The sequence below is a fragment of the Limosilactobacillus walteri genome (assembly GCF_014830205.1).
Classification (GTDB): domain Bacteria; phylum Bacillota; class Bacilli; order Lactobacillales; family Lactobacillaceae; genus Limosilactobacillus; species Limosilactobacillus walteri.
This window is the reverse complement of sequence record NZ_QORN01000019.1, coordinates 69,580-88,440: the sequence shown is the minus strand read 5'-3', so window position 1 is coordinate 88,440 and position 18,861 is coordinate 69,580. Positions and strand designations below refer to the sequence as shown.

General features: G+C 39.0%; 18 protein-coding genes and 1 riboswitch. Of the genes, 1 reads left to right on the top strand and 17 read right to left on the bottom strand.

Features of this window, described 5'->3' with window-relative positions; genetic code table 11:
- Nucleotides 1-11: 11 nt before the first annotated feature.
- From rpsA to dnaE, 14 genes are all read right to left on the bottom strand, one after another.
- Entirely contained in the window at nt 12-1,265 is a 1,254-nt protein-coding gene (gene rpsA, locus DTK66_RS05690; RefSeq protein WP_153930697.1) for a 30S ribosomal protein S1, read from the bottom strand.
- A gap of 77 nt (nt 1,266-1,342) precedes the next feature.
- A complete protein-coding gene (gene cmk / locus DTK66_RS05685; protein ID WP_153930696.1) occupies nt 1,343-2,023 on the bottom strand; it encodes a (d)CMP kinase in 681 nt (226 codons plus the stop codon).
- 72 nt (nt 2,024-2,095) lie between these two features.
- Nucleotides 2,096-2,680 (bottom strand): LysM domain-containing protein, encoded by a 585-nt coding sequence (locus DTK66_RS05680; protein WP_153930714.1) that lies wholly within the window; start codon nt 2,678-2,680, stop codon nt 2,096-2,098.
- 84 nt (nt 2,681-2,764) lie between these two features.
- The gene (locus tag DTK66_RS05675) at nt 2,765-4,204 is read right to left on the bottom strand and encodes a RecQ family ATP-dependent DNA helicase (protein WP_191668041.1); all 1,440 of its coding nucleotides are present in this window, start codon (nt 4,202-4,204) and stop codon (nt 2,765-2,767) included.
- Nucleotides 4,194-5,219 carry a helix-turn-helix domain-containing protein gene (locus tag DTK66_RS05670; RefSeq protein ID WP_191668040.1) on the bottom strand — a complete coding sequence of 342 codons (1,026 nt, stop codon included), beginning with the start codon at nt 5,217-5,219 and terminating at the stop codon, nt 4,194-4,196. Before DTK66_RS05670 ends, DTK66_RS05675 begins: the two co-directional genes overlap by 11 nt.
- A 181-nt stretch (nt 5,220-5,400) precedes the next feature.
- On the bottom strand, nt 5,401-5,979 hold the full coding sequence (locus DTK66_RS05665; RefSeq protein ID WP_225209008.1) for an ECF transporter S component: 579 nt from the start codon (nt 5,977-5,979) through the stop codon (nt 5,401-5,403).
- A 114-nt stretch (nt 5,980-6,093) separates the two neighbouring features.
- Nucleotides 6,094-6,220, bottom strand: a riboswitch (FMN riboswitch).
- A gap of 117 nt (nt 6,221-6,337) precedes the next feature.
- Nucleotides 6,338-7,051 carry a pseudouridine synthase gene (locus DTK66_RS05660; RefSeq protein WP_191668038.1) on the bottom strand — a complete coding sequence of 238 codons (714 nt, stop codon included), beginning with the start codon at nt 7,049-7,051 and terminating at the stop codon, nt 6,338-6,340.
- A complete protein-coding gene (scpB, locus tag DTK66_RS05655) occupies nt 7,051-7,656 on the bottom strand; it encodes an SMC-Scp complex subunit ScpB (protein WP_191668037.1) in 606 nt (201 codons plus the stop codon). The genes DTK66_RS05660 and scpB overlap by 1 nt, the downstream gene beginning before the upstream one ends.
- Entirely contained in the window at nt 7,619-8,410 is a 792-nt protein-coding gene (locus DTK66_RS05650; protein ID WP_191668036.1) for a segregation and condensation protein A, read from the bottom strand. Before DTK66_RS05650 ends, scpB begins: the two co-directional genes overlap by 38 nt.
- Nucleotides 8,403-8,759: a reductase gene (locus DTK66_RS05645; protein ID WP_153930690.1), complete on the bottom strand. Its 357-nt coding sequence runs from the start codon at nt 8,757-8,759 to the stop codon at nt 8,403-8,405. Before DTK66_RS05645 ends, DTK66_RS05650 begins: the two co-directional genes overlap by 8 nt.
- 14 nt (nt 8,760-8,773) lie before the next feature.
- Entirely contained in the window at nt 8,774-9,667 is an 894-nt protein-coding gene (locus DTK66_RS05640; protein ID WP_191668035.1) for a tyrosine-type recombinase/integrase, read from the bottom strand.
- Between the two features lie 5 nt (nt 9,668-9,672).
- Entirely contained in the window at nt 9,673-10,548 is an 876-nt protein-coding gene (locus DTK66_RS05635) for a CvfB family protein (RefSeq protein WP_153930688.1), read from the bottom strand.
- Between the two features lie 150 nt (nt 10,549-10,698).
- Nucleotides 10,699-12,120, bottom strand: a complete 1,422-nt coding sequence (pyk, locus tag DTK66_RS05630; protein ID WP_153930687.1) for a pyruvate kinase — start codon at nt 12,118-12,120, stop codon at nt 10,699-10,701.
- 185 nt (nt 12,121-12,305) lie between these two features.
- Nucleotides 12,306-15,659, bottom strand: coding sequence for a DNA polymerase III subunit alpha (gene dnaE / locus DTK66_RS05625; RefSeq protein WP_191668034.1), 3,354 nt, complete (start codon nt 15,657-15,659; stop codon nt 12,306-12,308).
- An 84-nt stretch (nt 15,660-15,743) separates the two neighbouring features.
- Here dnaE and DTK66_RS05620 point away from each other — a divergent pair, with 84 nt between their 5' ends.
- Nucleotides 15,744-15,986: a YjzD family protein gene (locus tag DTK66_RS05620; RefSeq protein WP_153930686.1), complete on the top strand. Its 243-nt coding sequence runs from the start codon at nt 15,744-15,746 to the stop codon at nt 15,984-15,986.
- A 52-nt stretch (nt 15,987-16,038) separates the two neighbouring features.
- Here DTK66_RS05620 and pepT read toward each other — a convergent pair whose 3' ends face one another.
- From pepT to DTK66_RS05605, 3 genes are read right to left on the bottom strand one after another with little or no spacing between them, the layout of a single operon-like run.
- Nucleotides 16,039-17,289, bottom strand: a complete 1,251-nt coding sequence (pepT, locus tag DTK66_RS05615; protein WP_191668033.1) for a peptidase T — start codon at nt 17,287-17,289, stop codon at nt 16,039-16,041.
- A gap of 13 nt (nt 17,290-17,302) precedes the next feature.
- Nucleotides 17,303-18,127, bottom strand: coding sequence for a Nif3-like dinuclear metal center hexameric protein (locus tag DTK66_RS05610; RefSeq protein WP_191668032.1), 825 nt, complete (start codon nt 18,125-18,127; stop codon nt 17,303-17,305).
- On the bottom strand, nt 18,102-18,821 hold the full coding sequence (locus DTK66_RS05605) for a tRNA (adenine(22)-N(1))-methyltransferase (protein WP_191668031.1): 720 nt from the start codon (nt 18,819-18,821) through the stop codon (nt 18,102-18,104). The genes DTK66_RS05610 and DTK66_RS05605 overlap by 26 nt, the downstream gene beginning before the upstream one ends.
- Nucleotides 18,822-18,861 lie beyond the last annotated feature (40 nt).

The window sequence follows — 18,861 nt, the reverse complement described above, 5'->3', positions numbered from 1 at the left end:
AATTTAAGAAGCTAGTTCCGTAGGTCCTTAAGCTTGTCACCAATTAAGTCACCCATTGAGAAGCCACTTTCTTCTTCTGGAGCATTATTCATAAAGTTGCTCCGATTGTTATTGTTTCGACGTGAACGACGACGACCACGGTAGTTTTCACCGTTGTTATTGTTGTTCTCATCTTCCTTTGGACGTTCTTCAAGAGCTTTCATTGATAAACCAAGACGTTGGTGTTCAGGGTCAACATTAATAACCTTAACTTTAACTTCTTGACCAGGCTTAAGAACATCAGCAGGTGTAGCAATGTGCTTGTGTGAAATTTGTGAAATGTGAACTAAACCTTCAACACCAGGGAATACTTCAACAAAAGCACCAAAGCTAGTCAAACGCTTTACAGTACCAGTCAATACACTATCAACTGGGGCCTTTTCTTCGATGTCATCCCATGGGCCAGGCAATGTTTGCTTGATAGATAATGAAATCCGTTCACGTTCAGGATCAACACTTAAGACCTTAACCTTAACATCTTGACCTGCACTTAAAACATCTGAAGGCTTATCAACATGGTCGTATGAAATTTCGGAAACGTGAACTAAACCATCAACACCGCCAAGGTCGATGAATGCTCCAAAGTTTGTCATACGAGCAACCTTACCTTCGACAACATCACCCGGTTGTAATTCAGCAAATACCTTTTCAGCAGCCTTTTCGTGTTGAGCTTGAATAATTTCCTTGTGAGAAAGAATCAAACGGTTTTCGCTTGGTTCAATTTCAACAATCTTAAATTCAAGTTCTTGACCCTTAAATTGGTTCAAGTCTTCAACATAGTGATCCGTAATCATTGAAGCAGGGACGAAGCCACGAACTCCAGCATCAACGACTAATCCACCCTTAACAGCTTGGGTAACTTTTGCGGTGATATGTTCACCTTCATCAAATTTCTTTTGAATGTCATCCCATACCTTACGGGCTTCAAGACGACGGTGAGAAAGTAAGTAGCTACCATTTTCCTTATCATTACCAATCTTAGAAATGACAACTAAGTCTAATTCGTCACCTACTTTTACAGCATCATTGATGTCTTCAACTGGCTTGGTTGATAATTCCTTAGCAGGGACGACACCTTCAACCCCTGCATCTTTAATACCAACGATAGCTTGACGATCGTCATCGATTGCCAAAACTTCACCCTTGACAACATCGCCCACCTTTACTTGTTCAATGCTATCAAGCGCTTCTAACATATCGTTTTTATTTTCGTTGTTTTCAGCCATTAAAAAAAATCCTCCTTGCAACAATCAACTCTAAATGATATTTTACTAAAAATTGTTTTACATTTCCAGTATTTAGACTAATTCATCTCGTGTTTTTTTATTATTTTACTAATCGCGTCTACTACTTCATCAATCGTCAAATTTGTGGTATCTAATTTTATTGCGTCATGTGCTTGAGTAAGTGGCGATATTTTTCTTGTTGAATCCTTCTTATCTCGTAGTTCAATCGCCTGTTGTAGCTCTTCAAGTGAAGTAGTATTAATCCCTTTTGCCTTATTTTCAACATAGCGACGACGAGCTCGTTCATGGGCACTTGCTACCATAAAGATTTTAACTGGCGCATCCGGCAAAACAGTCGTTCCGATATCACGACCGTCCATCACGATACCACCATCGGCCGCAATTTTTCGTTGCTGTTGTGTCATTTCTTCCCGAACAGCAGGAATTGCTGCAATTGCAGATACGTTTCTTGCTACCTTAGGCAGGCGAATATCGTGGGTTACTTCCTGCCCATTTAAAAATACTCGTTGTTCTGTTTCGCCAGGTTTAAAATTAATCTTTATTTGACGAGCCACCTCCGCTATTTTAGCATCATCGTTAAGATCAATCCCTTGATTTAATACGGCTAAAGTTACAGCTCGATACATTGCTCCTGTATCACAATAAATATAATTAAATCTTTTAGCAACTAACTTCGCCACTGTACTCTTACCTGCTGACGCTGGTCCATCAATAGCAACTTGTAAACCTTTGCTCATTATCAGTCTTCACTCCTCTTTTTTATCCAGTATTCTACTTTACCAGAAAACCAACCATTATTGTTTAAATAATTAACGATAATTATAACGATTGGTATTTTCTGTATTACTGTAGTGATTATAGGTCTGGTTATTATTATAGCGACGCGGAGTTTGCTGATAGTAACTATTACTATAGCGATTGGCATTGCGGTTTTGATAGCCGTTATTATAACGGTAACTACTACTATAGCGATAATAGCTACTACTTTGAGAGTAAGTGCTGCTCTGACTTACCTGACTTGAACTAGTCGTGACAGCTGAAGAAGAACTGCTGCTTAACTCGCTGCTATCTTTTTCATGCTTAGATTCTTTGCTAGAGGTATTCGAGCTGTGAGATACTTTTTTTTTACTATTGTCAGAATCAGACGCCACTTGTTCGGTCCTTACTGGATGATTAAATGACTGCTTATTATTAATCCAGTAAATAAGCGGAGCCGCGGCAAGAACAATAATGAGGACAATCAAAATAGTTGTAATCATTGAATTATGAGACCGTTGCTTTCGGTGTTCTGTTCGTGAAAGATGACCATCACTATCAAAATCTTCATTATCAGTAAATTTTTTATCCCATAATTCATCATTTGCCCGTCGACTTTCTTTCCGTCCTTCACTCAAGGTAATCATGCCTCCTTATTTTTGAATTTAACAATCTGATTGTATCGCAAACTTTTAACAATTGTCTAGCAACAACATTAAACTTTAATTTTCATCAATATTTAGCAACTGCTTTAATTGTCTCTGCCAATCCATTTTCTTTGGTTGTGTCATCGTTTTACTAACAGGAAGATTAATCTCTGCTTGCCAGTTCTCTTTATCGTGGTCACAACAATTACTCTTGGCTGTTAATAGTTTTTCGCCAAAATAAGCTAATAGATACTCACGACGGCATCCTTCATTATTTATATACCCAAGCATTTCCTGCAGTTCGTGTTCCATTTGATATTGACGGTGCTTAAATGTGTTAACAATCTGCTCAGGAGATGAATGGTGAGTTAAATAAAAATTAAAAAGTTCAGCCTGTTCGCCAAGAATTGTCGATGGTATATTATGTTCTTCGATCTGTTTTAATAATTCAACTGAAGGAACATCAATGCTCGTTAATTGCCGTTGAATCATTTCATCCCCGTCTGCATATAATAAAACAGCTAAGCTCTGCTTCCCGTCTCGTCCTGCCCGACCAATTTCTTGTAAATAGCTTTCTAAATTATGCGGTAAATGGTAATGGATAACAAAGCGCACATCGTTTTTATCAACTCCCATCCCAAATGCACTTGTTGCACAAATAACTTGTAACTCATTCTCCATGAATTGCCGTTGTATTTGAAAGCGTTCGATTGGTGCAATCCCCGCATGATAGGCAGCAACATTCAAGTCGGTATGTTGCGTAAGCCATTCCGCCATTTGTGAAGCAATTTTCCGGCTGGCAAAATATACTATCCCCGGGCCCTTAAACTTTTGCACTAAACGTAATAATTCTTCGTCTTTTTCCTGTTGCTGGTATTCCTTTTGCACTGTGAGAAAAATATTTGGTCGATCAACAGATTTAACTACCTGCTGTGCTTTTTTTATTCCCATTTTTGTTTGGATATCCTGGCGAATTTGCGGAGTAGCAGTTGCCGTTAACATTAGTGTAGTCGGGTTGCCTAATTGCTGACGAACATTTTTTAATAATAGATATTCTGGACGAAAATCAGGCCCCCATTGTGAAATACAATGAGCTTCATCAACCACAAGCATAGCTACATCAACCTGACTAAAAGCAGCTAAAACATTTTTATTATCAAGCATTTCTGGAGAGGTAAAAACAAATTTAAATGATTGCAGGTTCCTTAGCACAGTCGCTCTTTCGTGCCCAACGAGCTGACCATTTAACATTATTACCCTCTTTTCACCTTGACGCCGCAAACGGTCAACTTGATCTTGCATGAGAGAAATTAAGGGAGAAACAATTATAACTGTTCCCGTTAATAAATATGCAGGAAGTTGGTATAGTAGCGACTTTCCTGCTCCTGTCGGCAAAACCGTCAGTACATCTTCACCTGTTAATAGTGTCTTAATTGTTCTTTCTTGACCCGGACGAAAATTGTCAAAACCAAAACGATTTTTTAAGACCCGCAAAAGTTCTTGTTCAGTTTTCATTTATTACTCCCTGATATATTTGATATAGGCGATATTCATAGAAGCTTGAAATATCATCATTAAATTGCCAAGTAACTGGTGAACCATTATAAGCCTTTGCAAGAACAGCTCTCTTATTCGTTGGCAGAAAACGATCCCAATCCATTTTATCGGGCATTAAGATGGCTGCCTCTAACAAGTGTTCTTTGATGGTACTCTCTTTTAAGTGTCGTTCTTGGGCAATCGTTGGAATTTCCTGCCCTTGAGCATAAAAATTATAGGTTACTTCAGCACTTTGGTTTAACGGACTCGTCCGTAAAATCGGGGTTAACAATTGTTGCAGGGGACCAGGAAAATTGCGAGCATAAGCACTTATCGCCAGCATTTCATCATGCCTTAAAAAAGAAATATCTTCTACTGACAAATTTAAAGCAACTGCTGCTTGATTAGGTGTCCACCCCGCCTTTTGATGGCCAATTAATAGGTTAAAAAAATCTTTTGCTAGTCGCAGATCTTCACTCGCAATTGCTGTGCCAAATCGTTGTAAATCTAAATAAAGCCGATTAGTAAAATCATGCTGATAATTATTGCGAAACCACTTTTTGACTGCCAACATCTCTTCATACGGGATAGTAAGCGGAGCATATTTATTTTGATGATAAGAGTATTCTGATGCAACCTGAACCGCCAACAATAACCGCTGCATTACTCGATGAGTATTTGCCAACCAATACCAGTCAAAAAAAGCGGGGTCATAGCGACTTGTTTCTTCTTTTTTCAAAAGAGCTGCCCCTTCTTCTGTTAGTCTTGCTTGTGCCTGCTCGTCCAATATCAACAATTTTTGGCTAACTAGTTTCTTAATAAGATGGTCAAAGTCAGGCCTAGTTAGCGAACGATACGCCCCTAGCCATTTCAAAATTCCATATTGCTGAGCCCAAAATAACGTTGCCACTGTTCGCCGGCTACGAAGCGTATTTTCAATCACCCTAATTCGTCGTGGCTGATGATAGCTAAAAAAACGTAATAATTCTGTCATCTTTCCCCCCTATATATCTATATACGTATTTTATTTAAAAATACTAGCACAGATTGTAATTTTTTCTAAAGTAATCTTCCCACCAAGACAGTTATTTCTCACGATTAGCCTTTATTATAACTTTATAACTGAAAAAACTGAGGAAAAAGCAAAAGTCTTCCCTCAGTCCTATTGATTGATTTTAAAGTGTCCGATGATGATCTAACCATGCTTGTAATCGATTAGCAATAATTACATACACTATGGTAACTACTAGTCCTTTAATTATATTAAATGGAAGCACCCCAATCGCCACGAGCTGGGATACTGGCAAGGTCGATTTCCAGTTCCAAACTGCCATATATAATGGTGTAAGAACCCACAAATTTAATAATGACATCACAACTGTCAGCGTTATCGTTCCAGAAATAATTCCCATAACAGCCTGTTTCTTTTTACTCCAGTCATGATGCTGCCATACCCAGCAGAACGGTAAAAGCATCGCTAATGCCGATAGAAAATCACTAAAAATACCAATTAATTCTGCAGGTGAAAATCCATGAACCATTCCATGAATCAAGCATTTTAACAATGCAATGATAATCCCTCCCACAGGGCCATAAATATACCCACCAAGCAATACTGGGACGTCAGAAAAGTCCAACTTTAGATAAGGTGCCATTGGCAAAATTGGAAATTCAAAAAACATTAAAATAAATGCTAAGGCACTTAAACATGCCATCCCAACCAAGCGTTGAATACGTTGATGCGTCACTGTCATTAATAACAACCTCCATTTGAGATTGCCTCCATTTGGCATCCTGTATTAAAAAAGCGTTACTGACAATTATGAGTTTGCCAGCAACGCAATAAACTTTTTAAAGTTATTCAATACAGAAATCTTCTTTATACCAGACTATACTGTCGGCCCTAGAATTACACTAGGTCAGCCACTGCATAAAAGCAGCAGGTTGCGGGCTGTCACCGCCGGTCGGGAATTTCACCACGCCTTGAAGACAAACGTTTAATAAATATTTAATTTTTTACAAGTATAGTTTAACACTATTTCTTCATCAGAACAACTATTTACTATTAGTTAGTGAATAAATAGTGACCGTTTTATTGCAAACTTTAATCTATTACTTTTTCAACATCTGCACTTCATCAGGTTTTAACGCCCGAAACTCGCCTGGCTGTAAGCCGTATAAATTAAGCGGTCCATACGTTTCACGGTGCAATTTAATAACGGGATGACCGACGGCTTTAAACATGTTTTTTACTTGATGATTCCGTCCTTCATGAATCGTTAACTGGACTAAGCTAGTTTTTTTATTGCGGTCGATATTAATTAGCTTAGTTTTAGCAGATTTTGTCTTGCGCCCGTCAATCACAACTCCTAATCGTAATTGCTTTAATTCATCATTTTTGATAATGCCATTAACTTTCGCGATATAAGTTTTTTCTACTTCATATTTCGGATGCATTAACTTATTAGCTAAAGCACCATCATTAGTTAACAGGATAATTCCTGTTGTATCATAATCTAAGCGACCAACAGGATAAACTCGTTCATCGATATCTTCATCGTGAACAATGTCAATAACTGTCCGCCGACCTTTTTCGTCATGAGCACTTGAAATGACCCCTCGGGGCTTATTCAATAAATAGTACACATGCTGCTCACGCTGAATCGGTACTCCATTTACCACAATCTCATCATGGACCCCTACTTTGGTCCCTAATTCAGTTACTTTTTTTCCGTTAACGGCTACTTTCCCCGCTAATATTAATTTTTCAGATGCACGGCGAGAAGCAACTCCTGCCTCTGCCATCGCTTTTTGTAAACGTTCCATCAATCGTCGTCCTTTCGTCCTTCACGCGTTTGTAATGCCTCAAGGAATATATCTCCATTCATATCGCTAAGATCTAGTTCATCTTGATCTGGCAACGGAGGTAGCTCCTTTAGATTACTTAATCCAAAATAATCCAAAAATGCAGGGGTTGTTGCGTATAAAAATGGGCGACCAGGAGCATCTAGACGTCCGTGAGTATCAACCAACCCTCGAACCATCAATTTCTGAAGTGATCCAGAACTTTGAACTCCCCGAATATCATCAATCTCAAGTCGAGTAATCGGTTGACGATATGCAACAATTGCTAACACTTCTAGTAATGCTTTGGTCAATGGAACAGTGAGCGGAACTTCGAAATAGTGTTTAATTACTCCTGCTAGCTGGTGCTTAGTTGCTAAACGATATGTCTGATCGCTTTCCAAAAGAACAAATGCGGATGAAGGATCATTTTCATATTTATTCTTCAAATCTTGCAAGATTGATAAGATTGCCGGTTTCATAAATCCTGAAACTTTAGCTAGGTCACCAAGCGTAATTCCTTCATCTCCACTGATAAATAATAATCCTTCAATTTGTGCCTGATTGGTTAGCTTCGTATTCGTCACTCTTCGGTCCCTCCACTAGTATTATTGGATCAAATAACCCGCTCTGGTTAATAAAAATTGCTTGATGCTTTGCTAATTCAAGAATTGCTAAAAAAGTTGTGACTAATCCATCACGAGAATGCAAATCCGCAAAAAGGTCCTCAAAACGGGCTGGTCCTTGCCGAATGGTTGTAAATACCCGCTGCATTTGATGACTAACACTCACCTTTTCTGCTGCTACGGTTTCAACTATTGGTGCAGCCAGTTGTTGGCGGCGTAAAACGTTAGTAAATGCTGCCTGTAAATCTTCTAAGCTGATTCCAGGCTCAACGCTTGTTTTTATTAGCTCTTCAGGAACCCTCATCGCTGGTCTCGTGTATTCCTGCTGCCGTAAGTTTTCTTTAACTTTTAAGTGGTCAGCCGCTTTTTTATAACGTTGATACTCAAGTAACTGGTCAACCAGTTCTTGCCGCGGATCAAGCTCTGCAATTTCTGGTTCGTCTTCCATTACTGGCGGTGTTGGTAATAGCATCTGGCTTTTTATATTCATTAGGGTGGCTGCCATTACAAAATATTCTCCCGCCACTTCTAATTGATGACTTTGCATTTGGTGTAAATAATCCAAGTACTGACTTGTAATCTGTGAGATTTCTATATCATAAATATCCATTTCAGACTGCTTAATCAAATGTAATAACAAATCTAACGGTCCTTCAAAATCATGAACCTTAATCGTTGGTTGAAATGGCTTTTGCGGTTGTACCTGCTCACTCATTGTTTCTCTCCCACATACTTATTATTGGTTGGGTTGCTAGGGTCCCTAATAATCGTTTACCGGAATACTGGTCGTGAACAGCGTTTAGTAGAGAAAAAATATTATGTCCGGACCGTTCACTGGGGGTAAAGGACAATCGGCGAATTAAAACATAGTAGTCCCCAATCTCCAGAATTATAATCCCAATAAAATGACTATCATCCATATCTTTCCATAAAAAGATTGGCCAATCATTAGCTGTTGCCCAGTCCAGTTCTTCCATAAAACGATTATTTCTACGCAAGTCTGCTACTAACGATAACAAACCTAATGCTATCTTTTGGTAGTCTTTACGGTAACGCACTAACATGATATTTTTCCTTTCTACGCACGAGGATGGTATTTCAAGTAGCTGGCAGTAAGCTCTTGTGGGGTTACCTTCAAGTAAGGCTGGAGTGCTTTCATTGCATTATAGCCTAAAATCTCTTGAAGCAACTGAACGTCTGCGCCATTTTCAATCAAGTGGACAGCAAAAGAATAACGAATCGTCTGTGGCGTTACTTCTTTTGTAATCTTTGCCTTACCGACCCATTCTTTCATCTTTTTCCAAATACCTTGTCTGGTCAACGGCCGACCGTGAGCATTCACAAACACAGTCATGATTTTATCATCTTTTACTAATTGTGGTCGGCTGTTTTTTAGGTATTTCGCTAGCCAAGTTACTGCCGGCTGGCTTAATGGGATAATTCGTTCACGCCCGTTTTTTCCTATAAGCCGTAATAGTTTTATGTCCAGGTGCAAGGAAGCAAGTTCTAGGGTAATCGCTTCACTAACCCTCATCCCCGTTGCATCCATTATTTCTAATAAAGCCCGATCACGAATACCGATTGGTGTCGACGTATCAGGAACCTGTAGTAATTGTTCAATTTCTTCTTCTGATAGAATCACCGGGGTTGTTGGCTGATTAAGGTTATATTGATGGTCAATCATGTCCATCGGATTTGCTGTTAAATAGTGGTGACGAACCATGTACTTATAGAATTGACGTAAGCTGGAAATTACCCTGTTGATTGTCGAATTTGCCTTATGTTGTTGACGAAAAGCATTTAATGCCCCCAAAAGCATATATTGGTCCACTTGTTGCCAGCGAGATATCCCTTGGCTCGTTAAGTACGTCATCGTTTGGTTAAGGTCTCGGCGATAACTCATAATCGTATTATCACTAAGGTGACGGTCATTTGCCAGAAAGTTTAAAAATTCAGCAACTTCTTTCTCCATTACGCTTAATTCTCTTTTACTAAAATTAATTGACCATCCTGCTGCTTTACTAATTTTTCTTTCAGTAAATGACCAATCGCCCGTTTAAATTGTCCCTTACTAATTCCAAAAACGTCACGAATAATTGTTGGATCCGTCTTATCGGTATAAGGTAACCGATGATTAATATCGTGTTCAAGCATTGTTAAAATCATTTGAGCATCTTCTCCAATTGCTTGATAAGCACGCGGCTTAAGGGATAGGTTCAGACTCCCATGAGACGAAATCCCAATAACACGGGCTTTTACTCTTTGACCTAACCGTGGTTCTTGATCGCGTTCACTGGGATGGATAAAGCCAAGCTGATAATTATCAGTAATTACAAAGGTTCCGCTCATTTTTAAACGATAAACCGTTGCATAGGTATCATGATTGAGAAGCCGCTTATTGGGAGCAGCTGAAATCGTCTGATAAATCTGATCATCTGCTAATTTCCCCCACAACCGATCTTTTTCATCTACTCTTAATGACATCAATAGACGGTCACCAGGTTGTGGCCAAAGATGTTTCAAACTTGGCAAATCATCTAAAGAGACAACAATATCTTTATTGGGGAGACCAATATCAACAAAAACTCCCAGATCCCGGCGCACATTAACAACGGTTCCATAATCATAATGATCAACCTGTACTGTAGGAATATGCGCACACGTCATTTGTAATTGATGATCTTCATTTTCATAGACAAATCCGCGGACTTGTCCACCAATATGAAGGACCTGAGGACTTTCTTCCTTGGGTAGTCGGTATGTTTGTCCGTTACGATCTGGTTGAACAAAGTAGTCTTTATCATTTTCATCGATCATAACAGCGTTGACAACTTTTCCTAATGCTGAATTCATATTTTTATTACACCACTTATCTTTTTTATTCTATATCGATTTTACACGGTGGTATCTTTTTTTGCTAGTAAGATTGTTTTATTTACTATAGCTGGGAAATAAAAAAGACCGGCGTTTAAGCCGATCTTAGGGGGATATAAACGTTAAATACTAGTCAATAGTCTTAACACGCATCATGTTAGTTGCACCTGGTACACCCAAAGGAACACCTGCAACAATGATAATCTTGTCACCCTTCTTAGCAAAGCCAAGTTCAACAGCCTTCTTAGCAGCTAAGTCAAACATCTTATCAGTGTTCTTCATTTCGTCAACAACGTATGGTTGAACACCCCAGTTAATCATAAGACCGCGTTCTACACGTTCATTTGGAGTAAGGGCAACGATATCAGCGTTAGGACGGTACTTAGAAATCATCTTAGCAGTGTATCCTGAAGCAGTGTAAGCTACAATTGTGTGAATATCTAAGTCCTTTGCAGCATTAGCAACTGCTGAGCCGATAGTTTCAGTTACATCTGACTTATCCCAATCAAACTTTTCAGTGCCGAATTCCCAAAGGTGGTTTTCAGCCTTGATGTCGATTGCATTCATCATTGCAACAGATTCTACTGGGTAATCACCGTTTGCACTTTCACCAGAAAGCATAGTTGCATCGGTACCATCAAAAACAGCGTTAGCAACGTCTGATACTTCAGCACGAGTTGGACGTGGGTTTTCTTGCATTGAATCAAGCATTTGAGTAGCAGTAATAACTGGCTTACCTAATTCGTTACAACGCTTGATCATGTGCTTTTGAACGATTGGCACATTTTCTGCTGGAATTTCAACACCCATGTCACCACGAGGTACCATTAAACCATCAGATACTTCGATGATTTCTTCAAAGTTGTCGATACCTTCTTGAGATTCAATCTTAGGGAAAATTTGAACGTCTTCCATGTTCTTTTCCTTAAGGAGTTCACGAATATCAAGAACATCTTGAGCCTTCCGAACGAATGAAGCTGAGATGTAGTTAATCTTGTTTTCCAAACCGAAACGAATATCACTGCTATCCTTTTCAGTAATACCTGGTAAATTAATTGACACACCAGGAGCGTTAACACCCTTACGAGAACCAAGAACACCATGGTTTAAGACGTGACAAACAAGTTCTTTGTTTGCGTCATCTTTTTCATCGATAACCATGTCAATTAAACCATCATCAAAAAGAACGTGGCCACCAACATGAGTATCATCGTATAAACCTGGGTAGGTAACAGCAATCTTGTCATGGGTACCTTCGATTGAAGGATCCATTGAAATGCGAACCTTGTCGCCAATTTCGAAGTTAATCTTACCTTCTTTTTGAACAGTAGTCCGAATTTCAGCACCTTTAGTATCAAGCATGATACCAACGTGCTTACCAGTAATTTCTTCGGCCTTGTGTACGTTTTCCATCCGACCCAAGTGTTCTGGATGGTCACCGTGTGAGAAGTTGAAACGGAAAATATTAGCTCCCGCATTGATCAACTTAACGATCGTATCAACATCAGTACTTGCAGGACCAAGTGTACTTACAATCTTGGTTTTCTTCATAAATGAATCTCTCCTTTTGCATCTATAGCAACAATTGTAATTTACAATTGCATACCTCATTTGCACACTGTTATGATAGCACTTTTCAAATTACGTGTCTTTATTTTTTGCATAAAAGTTCACAAAAAAGCGCTATCATTTTAAAATTAATCTTTTTCTCTAATCGTTATTTAATTTTAAAATTATCAATTAGTTTTATTCAAGTCCTGTAACACAACATTTTCTTGCCCTAAGAGCTTGCCTAACATTTTCTTTGTTTCCTGAGAATCTTTTAACCATTGGTGTTGGGAAAGAATGATCTTTTTATCAGTTGCGGGATAGAACAAGATAACAGGAATATTACCATGATGTTGATTGGATATTTGATATAACTGCTGATGTGTTAAAGCTGTATTTAGCTTTTCTGGTATTCTCAACACCCATCTTTTACGTGGCTGGCGTTGCTGCTTAAGTTTTCTTGCTTCTTCAATCTGATTAGCAATTACTTGTAGCCCTCGGCCTTCGCGATTTTCTACCTGTCCCCGAATCACTAACACCTTATTAGGTGCTATTAAATCTCTAAACCGTTGGTATTGTTTGGGAAAAACAGTAATATCAACTGCTCCTGTTTCATCAGTAGCGTTAACAAAAGCCATTTCACGATGATCACGTTTTGTATGGATAGTTTTGACATGATTTGTTAAGACAATTAATGTTACTTCTGCGTGCGGAAATAAATTACTAATTTTAGCAGCCTTTAACTGCTGGCTTAGTTGGTAATACTGGGTAACAGGATGTCCTGAAAGGTAAACTCCTAAATACTCGTTTTCTTTGTTTAGTCGTGTCAATAATGAAAATTCATTACGCGAAGGGATTGCAGTTTGCAATGCTGGATCATCTTCAAAAGATGGTAGACTACCAAATAACTCAATCCCGGAAATAAGTTTGGGTAATGCATCAATCATTTCCGCGCGGTTATAGCCTAGATTATCAAATGCTCCACTATAAATTAACGGCGCTATCAGCTCTGGTTTCTGCCACCGTACAGGAATCCGAGCAATAAAGTTACGTAAACTTGAATAATCGCCATTATTTTGTCGTTCCTCAACAATTGCAGAGATAAAATCATGCCGCAACCCCTTAACTGCAGAAAAGCCAAAATAAATTTTTTCATTATACATTAAAAAATCATTGGTACTTACATTAATCCGCGGTCCGCTTATGCTAACTCCGAATTGTTTAGCATCTGCAACATGTCGTTTAAGTTTTTCAACATTTGTTTCAGCATTCATCAATGCCGTAAAGAATGCTGTTGGATAGTGGCCCTTTAAATAAGCCATTTCAAAAGCCATTTTTGAATACGCGACAGCATGAGACCGATTAAATCCATAGTTTGCAAATTGATCAATATAATCAAATACTTGCGTTGCAACTTGGGAAGAATAGCCATGCTTTTCAGCGCCGGCCAAAAACTTTGCTCGCATATCTTCCATTGTTTGCTTCTTTTTCTTACTCATTGCGCGCCGCAATAAATCAGCCTCGCCAAGAGAAAAACCAGCCATTACCGATGCAACTTGCATTACTTGTTCTTGGTATACTAGGATTCCATACGTTGGCCCTAGAATACTATTTAATGATGAATCAGGAATAGTTACTTGTTCTTGGCCTTTTTTTCGAGCGATAAAGTGAGGGATATTCTCCATCGGTCCTGGTCTATATAAGGCATTAACCGCGACAATGTCTTCAAAATCGGTTGGCTGCAAGCTTGTCAGCACATTCCTAATTCCACTCGATTCAAACTGAAAAATCCCCCCAGTTTTCCCTTGCTGAAACAACTGAAGCGTGAGGGGATCATTAAGGCTTATGTTTTGCAAATCAAAATCGGGATCTTTTTGGCGCACGATTTTCATCGCATTGTCCATGATCGACAAATTTTTAAGTCCTAAAAAGTCCATCTTTAAAAGTCCTAGCGCTTCAACCGTATCTTTCGGAAACTGGGTCATTAATAAGCCCTCGCTTCCTTCTTGCAACGGAACTAGTTGATGAAGCGGCTGTTCAGCTAGGACAACTCCAGCAGCATGAATTGAATAGTGACGTGGCAACCCCTCTAATTGCTGAGCCACCTTAATAAGCAGCCGCATCTTCGGATTGTCATCCAGTAAATTTTTTAACCGTTGCGATTCAACAAGCGCCTGTTTTAAGGTTGTATGAAGCCCCCGTGGCAAGGCATCCACTAATCGCTCGGTATCGTAACGTGGTAAGGCAAATACCCGACTCACATCACGTACAACCTGCTTAGCCGCCAATGTTCCAAAAGTAATAATCTGTGCAACCCGTTCATGACCATACTTTTGATGGACATAATTTAACACCTCATCACGACGGTTATCAGGAATATCTAAATCGATATCCGGCATCTGAGCTCGTTCAGGATTTAAAAAACGTTCAAACAATAAATTATATTGTAGCGGGTCAACTTCGGTAATGGCCAATGCATAAGCAACTAACGACCCAGCAGCTGAGCCCCGTCCAGGATCTGTTGTAATCTTTTGCTTGTGAGCAAAGTTCATCACATCCCAAACAATTAAAAAGTAATCATCAAAACCCATTTCATGGATCACTTTTAACTCCATAGCAAGCCGCTCTTGATATTGCCGAAGCGTCTTCCCTGGTGCTACCCGTCTTTTTTTCAACCCTGCTATACAGAGGGAGCGTAAATATTGTTGCGTTGATAATTTATTAGGAATTGGATAATGAGGTAGCATTGGTGGTCTAAATTGGAGTTGCACATTACATTCAGCAGCAATTTTAACTGTTTTTTCTGCTGCCTCCATGATCCCTGCTTCTTTGTATTTTTGAATAAGCTGGTCTTTTGTATCTAGGTAATTTTCTCCCAGCCGTTTAGCTTCAATCATTGGATCTTTTAGCTCTGCCCCTGCGCCAATTGCTTGGATCACCCGACTGGCAAAGAGATCTTCCGCATCGATGTATTCAACTGGCGAAACAGCAACTAGTGCCAGACCAGACTGCTGTGCGTACTGTTGAATCGTTGTAAGCTGAACCTTGTCAAGCTGGGGATTCACTCCCAGTAATAAGCTATCTTCATCAACAAGTTGACGTAATTCAGTTAATAACGCATGCGATTGCGCAATAATACTAAAAACAGCACTTTGCGGCGGAATAATTATAAATAAGTCGTTAAGCAGTGAACTGATCTCTGATAACGTTAACGGCAAGCTACTTTTTGCTTTCGTTTGGTGAAGCGTTGATAAATCCATTAGGTGCTGATAGCCACGTTGGTTTTTAGCTAAAAAAATTAAATTTAACTTAGTTCCATCAAGGTTATTAAAGGAAACTACTGCTTGAAGGCCAATAATTGGTTTTATTCCTGCTTGCCGAGCCAGATTATAAAACTCAACTGCTCCGTATAGCACATTCTCATCAGTTAAGGCTAATGACTTATATCCCCGTGCTTTAGCGGCGGTTACAAGATCAGAAATACGGGTAGGGCTTTTTAATAAACTGTAACTACTCTTTACATCTAATGGCGCAAAATCCACTTCTATTCACCTCTCTATAGCATTATACCAAACCACTTTTCAAATAGATAAATTGATCTGTCCCTTTTATAATCATTAAAAAATATGCTAGAATATGTTATGACTTCAAAGGGGATGACCAATATGAATTTTCTATCAAAGAATATCGTTGCCGGTATTTGGGCACTTATTCTAGGTGAGGTCCTAGCTTACATTACAAGTCAACTAGAATCAATGTCACCAGATTATACTGCAGTCGGCTGGTGTTCTGTTATTATGGGATTGATCGTCATTAATTGCGTTGATAAGATTACCGCAGATGCAAATCCCAGCGAAAAGCATGATTAACATCTAAAAAAGGATTGAGTTCTCTATTTTTAAAACTCGATCCTTTTTTATTTTATTCACCTTTTTCCGCCGTCAGCCGCACAATCTCAAGTAGGGTGTCCAATGCCCGTTCCATTGTTTGCAAGGATACATACTCAAAACGGGAATGCATATTTTCTCCTCCAGCAAATAAGTTCGGTGTTGGTAAGCCCTTATATGAAATAGTTGAACCATCTGTACCACCACGAACGGGATAAATGTCTGGCTTAATATTTAAGTTTTCCATGGCCTCTTTTGCAATTTCGATAACATCCATATGGTCCTTTAAGGCGTCTTTCAAATTATAATATTGATCATATAGCTTCATCGTAATCAAATTTGCACCAAGTTCATCGTTTAAGCCCGCAACAATTCTCTCAAGTAAGTGTTTTCGTTCTTCAAAGATCTGCTTATCATGATCCCGAATTAAATAGGTCATCGCAGCATGGTCGACTGTTCCATCAAATTTATATAAATGATAAAAGCCTTGACGCCCATCGGTTCTTTCTGCACGGTCATGTGCCGGCAAACTATTTTGCAGGTCAATTGCTACTTGGATTGCATTAATCATTGTTCCCTTAGCAACCCCAGTGTGGACATCTTTCCCTTGAATTTCAATTTCTGCCTGAGCCGCATTAAATGTTTCATATTCCAGTTCACCAAGCGGTCCGCCATCTACCGTATATGCAAAATCAGCTCCAAAATCAGCAACATCAAAGTGATCGGCACCGGTTCCAATTTCTTCATCAGGGCCTAAGCCAATTTTAATTGGACCATGTTTAATCTCTGGATGTTTCATCAAATAGGCTGCCATCGTAATAATTTCTGCAACCCCAGATTTATCATCCGCCCCAAGGAGTGTTGAACCATCGGTAGTAATTAACGTATTACCTTGATATTTCTTTAACGATGGGAATTCAGCAGTTGTCAAGACATACTTTCCATCATTATCAAGCTTAATATTAGACGTCCCATCATAATTTTCAACAATTTGCGGATTAACGTTATGGGCATTAAAATCAGCCGTATCAATGTGCGCAATAAACCCAACTGTTGGTACTTTTTTATCAATGTTGCTAGGGATGGTAGCCATCAAATAGGAGCTTTGCGCATTCAAATGAACATCACTTAATCCTAAAGCAATTAGTTCATCTTTTAATTCATTCAAAAAAGCCGTTTCTTTAGGATCAGATGGAATTGTATCTGAATCAGGATTAGATCTTGTCTCAGTCTTTACATATTTCAAAAATCGTGGTAGTAAACCTTCATATTTTTCTTCAACCATAAATCAGCACTCCTTATTTAACTACAAAAGTAAACGGTTCTGTATTGACTTGGCTTTCCATTACTGCAAACTGCCAATTATTTTCATCTTGCCACCGTGAGATCAACTTTGCAAGTTCATGCGCTGCAATAACCTCAATATGATGGCCTGGATCAATTACTACTAAATGGCTCGCAATCATATCGTGAGCAAAATGATAACTAACATCACCAGTTATATAGGCGTCGGCCCCATTTTCAAGCGCCTGTTGGTAAAATTCTTGTCCAGATCCGCCGAGAATTGCTACCCGTTTAATTTTTTTGCTTTTATCCAGTGGATTCACTATTAGTCGTAACCCTTTGATTTGAAAAATGTTCATACAGTAATCAGCAAACTCTTGTACTGCCATTTCTTCGGCAAGTTCACCGACCCGCCCCATTCCAACAGGTTTATTACTCAACGGATCTTTACCGGCCGGAACCAATGGAATTGTCTGCCTAAGGCGGAGTGCAGCCGCTAGCCAATCGTTCATTCCCCCATTAGCCGTATCTAAATTAGTGTGGGCAGCATATACCGTAATATTATTGGCTAATAGTTTTGCATACATTTGATTTTGCGGATTTCTCGTATCAAGGTCTTTAGCAGGATGAAACATGATCGGGTGATGAGCAAAAATAAAATCAACTTTCTTCGCAATTGCCTCATCCACCGTTTCAGGACGAACATCAAGAGTTGTCATTAATCGATTAATGGGCTGATTCGGATTACCTACCTGTAAACCAACATGATCCCATTTTTCAGCTAACCGGGGATCAGCAAAATTCTCAAATCGTTTAATTAATTCCGTTCCAGTTGTCATCTTTAATCGCCTCTTTAACTATTTCTAAGCGTCTTTGTAATTGATCAATCTTGTCAACAGGGATTTTTTTGGCTTGCTTCATTTGATTAATGACTTGACCTTCTCGCTGAAGATACTCACGCCATTTTTTGACAAAAATCGGTCCCTTATTTTCTAATAAGAATGGACCAAAATCGAGTTCATATTGACTATAGCGGAAGGGAACAATTGATGGCTCAGCGACAATAATTTCATAAATATGTCCGTCTTCTTCAATTATTTTCTCGGTCGTAATCTGATAACGATTATTCATCAGCCATTCGCGCAAGCTACTTTCACCAACATTAGGCTGGAGAATTAACCGCTTTACACCTTCAAGTTTATCCTTACCCCGTTCTAAAATGGAAGCAATTAAACTTCCGCCCATCCCAGCGATCGTAATAGTATCAATATTATCTTTATCTTTAATTGCTGCCAATCCATCTGCTAATCGTGGAATAATATTTTCCTCAAGCTGATGGGCTTGAATTTCATGAACCGCGTTTTCAAACGGACCCTTTACTACTTCTCCTGCAATTGCAAACTTAATTTTACCATCCAAAACTAACGCTGCTGGTAAGTATGCATGGTCAGAACCGATATCAGCAATCCGTGCATTAAGCGGAACTAACGAAGCCACACTGGCTAATCTTGCTGATAAATGTTTTTCATCCACAAAAAATCATTCCTTTATTTCACTAAATGTCTTAATTATA

What these genes read in the sequence shown, in the direction of transcription:
- rpsA (WP_153930697.1), bottom strand. Translation starts at nt 1,265, where the DNA reads ATGGCTGAAAACAACGAAAATAAAAACGATATGTTAGAAGCGCTTGAT.
- cmk (WP_153930696.1), bottom strand. Translation starts at nt 2,023, where the DNA reads ATGAGCAAAGGTTTACAAGTTGCTATTGATGGACCAGCGTCAGCAGGT.
- DTK66_RS05675 (WP_191668041.1), bottom strand. Translation starts at nt 4,204, where the DNA reads ATGAAAACTGAACAAGAACTTTTGCGGGTCTTAAAAAATCGTTTTGGT.
- DTK66_RS05670 (WP_191668040.1), bottom strand. Translation starts at nt 5,219, where the DNA reads ATGACAGAATTATTACGTTTTTTTAGCTATCATCAGCCACGACGAATT.
- DTK66_RS05665 (WP_225209008.1), bottom strand. Translation starts at nt 5,979, where the DNA reads ATGACAGTGACGCATCAACGTATTCAACGCTTGGTTGGGATGGCATGT.
- DTK66_RS05660 (WP_191668038.1), bottom strand. Translation starts at nt 7,051, where the DNA reads ATGGAACGTTTACAAAAAGCGATGGCAGAGGCAGGAGTTGCTTCTCGC.
- DTK66_RS05650 (WP_191668036.1), bottom strand. Translation starts at nt 8,410, where the DNA reads ATGAGTGAGCAGGTACAACCGCAAAAGCCATTTCAACCAACGATTAAG.
- DTK66_RS05645 (WP_153930690.1), bottom strand. Translation starts at nt 8,759, where the DNA reads ATGTTAGTGCGTTACCGTAAAGACTACCAAAAGATAGCATTAGGTTTG.
- DTK66_RS05640 (WP_191668035.1), bottom strand. Translation starts at nt 9,667, where the DNA reads ATGGAGAAAGAAGTTGCTGAATTTTTAAACTTTCTGGCAAATGACCGT.
- DTK66_RS05635 (WP_153930688.1), bottom strand. Translation starts at nt 10,548, where the DNA reads ATGAATTCAGCATTAGGAAAAGTTGTCAACGCTGTTATGATCGATGAA.
- pyk (WP_153930687.1), bottom strand. Translation starts at nt 12,120, where the DNA reads ATGAAGAAAACCAAGATTGTAAGTACACTTGGTCCTGCAAGTACTGAT.
- DTK66_RS05620 (WP_153930686.1), top strand. Translation starts at nt 15,744, where the DNA reads ATGCTAGAATATGTTATGACTTCAAAGGGGATGACCAATATGAATTTT.
- pepT (WP_191668033.1), bottom strand. Translation starts at nt 17,289, where the DNA reads ATGGTTGAAGAAAAATATGAAGGTTTACTACCACGATTTTTGAAATAT.
- DTK66_RS05610 (WP_191668032.1), bottom strand. Translation starts at nt 18,127, where the DNA reads ATGACAACTGGAACGGAATTAATTAAACGATTTGAGAATTTTGCTGAT.